Source organism: Microbacterium testaceum, from assembly GCF_001476655.1.
GTDB lineage: Bacteria > Actinomycetota > Actinomycetes > Actinomycetales > Microbacteriaceae > Microbacterium > Microbacterium testaceum_C.
This window is the reverse complement of sequence record NZ_LDRT01000183.1, coordinates 1-3910: the sequence shown is the minus strand read 5'-3', so window position 1 is coordinate 3910 and position 3910 is coordinate 1. Positions and strand designations below refer to the sequence as shown.

Annotated in this window: 5 protein-coding genes; all 5 read left to right on the top strand. The window is 73.4% G+C overall.

From position 1 onward, the window contains the following. Nucleotides 1-124: 124 nt before the first annotated feature. Nucleotides 125-520, top strand: a complete 396-nt coding sequence (locus NS220_RS17985) for a TOBE domain-containing protein (RefSeq protein WP_058625355.1) — start codon at nucleotides 125-127, stop codon at nucleotides 518-520. 236 nt (nucleotides 521-756) lie between these two features. Beyond that, nucleotides 757-1515 (top strand): molybdate ABC transporter substrate-binding protein, encoded by a 759-nt coding sequence (modA, locus tag NS220_RS17980; protein WP_058625354.1) that lies wholly within the window; start codon nucleotides 757-759, stop codon nucleotides 1513-1515. Next, nucleotides 1512-2291 carry a molybdate ABC transporter permease subunit gene (gene modB, locus NS220_RS17975; RefSeq protein ID WP_058625353.1) on the top strand — a complete coding sequence of 260 codons (780 nt, stop codon included), beginning with the start codon at nucleotides 1512-1514 and terminating at the stop codon, nucleotides 2289-2291. Before modA ends, modB begins: the two co-directional genes overlap by 4 nt. Then, nucleotides 2288-3409, top strand: coding sequence for an ATP-binding cassette domain-containing protein (locus NS220_RS17970; protein ID WP_081323262.1), 1122 nt, complete (start codon nucleotides 2288-2290; stop codon nucleotides 3407-3409). Before modB ends, NS220_RS17970 begins: the two co-directional genes overlap by 4 nt. 208 nt (nucleotides 3410-3617) lie before the next feature. After that, the coding region (locus tag NS220_RS17965; protein WP_206543043.1) for a hypothetical protein at nucleotides 3618-3910 on the top strand (293 nt) is incomplete at its 3' end.

Genomic DNA, 3910 nt, shown 5'->3' with positions numbered 1-3910 from the left:
GATTCGTCCACCGCGGTGCCCGGGCGCGGCCGTTGCCGGGAGGGGATCCGGGGGCGGACGACGGCTCGTGGCTCGGGGGCCCGCTCGCGCCGCGAAGGAGGGGGCCGGGCGATACGGTCATCGCATGCCGAACACCTTCCGCATCGCCACGGCCGCCCGCCTGCTCGGGGTCAGTGACGACACCGTGCGCCGCTGGATCGACCAGGGCGTTCTGCCCACCACCGGGGCGTCGCCGGTCGAGATCCCCGGGGCCGCCCTCGCGGAGCGCGCGGTGGCCCTCGCCGACGAACCGGAAGATCCCACCGGCATCGCATCCAGCGCGCGCAACCGCTTCGTCGGGATCGTCACGCGCGTGCAGATCGACGGGGTGATGGCGCAGGTCGACCTGCAGTGCGGCCCGCACCGGGTGGTGTCGCTGATGTCGGCCGAGGCCGCCGAGGAACTCGCGCTCGAGCCCGGCTCGCTGGCGGTGGCGTCGGTCAAGGCGACGGTCGTGACGGTGGAGGCGCCGCGGGGCTGACGCGCTCGGACGCGAGGCGAGCGAAACTCCTGAGTTTCGCCGTCGCGGGGCGCGGAGAGGCGGCGCGGATGCCACGTCCTCGGGATTTCTCAGGAGTTCGGCCCGTCGGCGACCGTCCTCGTGTCACACGGGGCCTCTCCCGCAGGCCCGAGAGCGAGAAAAGCGGATATATTCGATCGTGATCTCCGCGAATGCGGATCACTGTCGAGAGGCGCGTGGCGCCGTAAGGATCTCCCGTGCGCCGCCTCCTCCGTTTCTCCGCCGTCCTCTCGGCCGCGGCCCTCCTCGCCGCCTGTGCCAGCCCCGCGCCGGAGCCCGCGGCATCCGATGATCAGCTCGGCGGCACCCTCGAGGTCTACGCCGCCGCGTCACTGCAGCGCTCGTTCGACGAGATCGCGACGGCGTTCGAGGCCGCGCACCCCGGGGTCACCGTGAGCGCCGTGTACGACGGGTCGAGCACGCTCGCCACGCAGATCGGCGAGGGCGCCCCCGCGGACGTGTTCGCGTCGGCCGATGAGAAGAACATGGCGAAGGTGTCGGCTCAGGCGCCGGAGCCGCAGATCTTCGCGGGCAACACCCTGGTGATCGCGGTGCCGGCGGGCAATCCCGGCGGGGTATCGGCGCTCGCCGACCTCGCGCGGGTCACCACCGTGCTGTGCGCGCCGGAGATGCCGTGCGGCGCCGCGTCGCAGACGCTGCTGTCGAACGCGGGCGTCAGGGTGAGCCCGGCGAGCTCGGAGCAGAACGTCACCGCCGTCCTGACCAAGGTCGCCGCGGGCGAGGCCGATGCCGGACTCGTGTACGCCACCGACGTCGCCGGTCGTGACGACGTCGAGGCCATCGTGCCCGACGGCGCCGACGCCGTCGTCAACCGCTACCCGATCGCGGCCCTCGCCGATGCTCCGAACCCCGATGCGGCCGCGGCGTTCGTCGCCTTCGTGCTGTCGGACGACGGTCAGCGCATCCTCGCCGATGCGGGGTTCCGCGCCCCATGAGATCGGCCGGGTACGTCCCGCGCTGGCTGATCGTGCCGGCGGTGGCCGGGTTGCTCTTCCTTCTCGTGCCGTTGACCGCGCTCATCGCCCGGGTCGAGTGGGGCACGCTCGTCAGCGATGTGACGTCGGATGCCGCGATCTCGGCGCTCGGCCTGTCGCTTGCGACGGGAGCCCTCGCCACGGTGCTGTGCGCGGTCATCGGCATCCCGCTCGCCCTCGTCATCGCTCGCAGTCCCGCACGCACCGCCGCTCTGCTGCGGGCCGTGGTGACCGTGCCGCTCGTGCTGCCGCCGATGGTCGGGGGCGTCGCGCTGCTCTACCTCTTCGGACGCAACGGGTGGTTCGGCGCCCTCGGCCTGCCGTTCACGACGCCCGCCGTCGTGCTCGCGCAGGTGTTCGTCGCGCTGCCGTTCCTCGTGCTCGCCGTCGAGGGGGCCCTGCGCAGCACCGGCGTGGAGTTCGAGCGGGCGGCGGCGTCGCTCGGCGCGTCGCGCGCGACGATCCTGCGGAGGATCACCCTCCCGCTCGCGGCCCCCGGGATCGTCGCCGGTGTCGTCCTCTGCTTCGCCCGCGCGATCGGCGAGTTCGGGGCGACCGCCCTGTTCGCGGGCAACCGCCCGGGTGTCACGCAGACCATGCCGCTCGCGATCTACACCGCGTTCAACGGCGCGGGCGTCTCGCAGGGCACGGCGGTGGCGCTGTCGCTGCTCCTGCTCGTCACGGCGGTCGCGGTGCTGCTGCTCGTGCGCGGCTGGCGACCGGGGGTGGGGCGATGACGGACCCGGATGCCACGAGGCCCCGCCGCGATCGACGGGACGCCGCGGGGGCCGGTGCCGCCCCGCCGGACCCCGGCACGCGCCGGCCGGCGGCCGCCCTCACCGCCCACGTCGTCGTGCGTCGTCGCGACTTCACCGTCGACATCGCCCTCGAGGCGGCGCCGGGCGAGACCATCGCCGTGATGGGACGCAGCGGTGCGGGCAAGTCGACGCTCCTCACGGCGTTAGCCGGACTCACGCCCCTCGACGGGGGTGAGATAGCGCTCGACGGGCGCGTCCTCGACCGCGCTCCGCGCGTGCGCACCGCCCCGATGCGGCGGGGGATCGTCCTGCTGGGTCAGGACGCGCGCCTGTTCCCGCACCTGACCGCGCGCGAGAACGTCGCATTCGGTCCGCGCGCGGCCGGGGTGGCGGCATCCGTCGCTCGATCCGCCGCCGACGACTGGCTGGCCCGGGTGGGACTCCCGGGGGCGGGGGAACGCCGTCCGGCACAGCTCTCGGGCGGCGAGCAGCAGCGCGTCGCGGTGGCCCGCGCGCTCGCCGCGGCGCCCCGGGTCGTGTTGCTCGACGAGCCGCTGGTGGCACTGGATGCCGTGACCGCGTCGGAGATCCGCGCGATGCTGAGCGAGTGCCTCGCCGGGGTCACGTCCGTCGCCGTCACGCACGATGCGGTCGACGCGGCCGCGCTGGCCGCCCGGCTCGTGATCGTCGAGCGAGGAAGGGTGACCCAGGAAGGGCCGGTGCGCGAGGTGCTGTCCGCCCCGACGACCGAGGTCGCCGCGAAGATCGCGGGGTTCGAGCGGCTCGTCGGTGTGGCGCGCGCGGGCGGTTGGGAGGGGGCCGGAATGCGCTTGGAGTCGACGGATGCCGCCTCTCGCGCTCTCGTCGGGAGCGACGGGGTCGCGCTGGCCGCCGTCTTCCGCGCATCGGACCTGCGGCTGGGAGAAGGATTCCCCGCGATCGTGTCGCACCTCGAGCCGACGCCGTCGGGCGTGCGCGTCGTCACCAACCGCGGGGCTGCCGAGGTGGCGCCGGGCGTGGCCGCGGGCCTCGGTCCGGGAGACGCCGTGCGAGTGAGCGTGGCACCCGATCGGGTGCGGTTCGTCGCGGCATCCTGACTCTGTGCGCCCTCTCGGGGCGGCGGTCGACGGCAGGACCTTAACCCCGTGGCTCGACGCCGGTCGTGGTGGGGGTGACCCACGCATGCGGCGGCACTCACCCGCCGCATGCAAAACACACCGTCACGGGGCATGCATACATGCCTTCCTGGTTGGCTGTCCCTGTTCGACGGATGACGGCGCATCAACGCTGTGAGGGGGCATAGTGATGGCCACGGCAAGTCCACGCGTGCGCGCTTTCCTGATCTACGGCCTTGTCCTCAGCGTGGTGATGGCGGGGTTCCATCTCGTGGCCGCCGGGGCGAGGGGTATCGATCTCGCGGCGCTGATCGTGCTCGCGCTCGCGGCGGTGACGATCGCCGTCGCGGCTGTCATCCTGCGGAAGCCGCTGACGCGTGCGCCCTACGCCTTCTTCGTCTTCCATGTCGTGAGTTACGTGGTCGTCGCGGGCTCCACCTCTCTGCATGCCTTCGTGGCGGACTGGGCGGGTGCGCGCGGGGG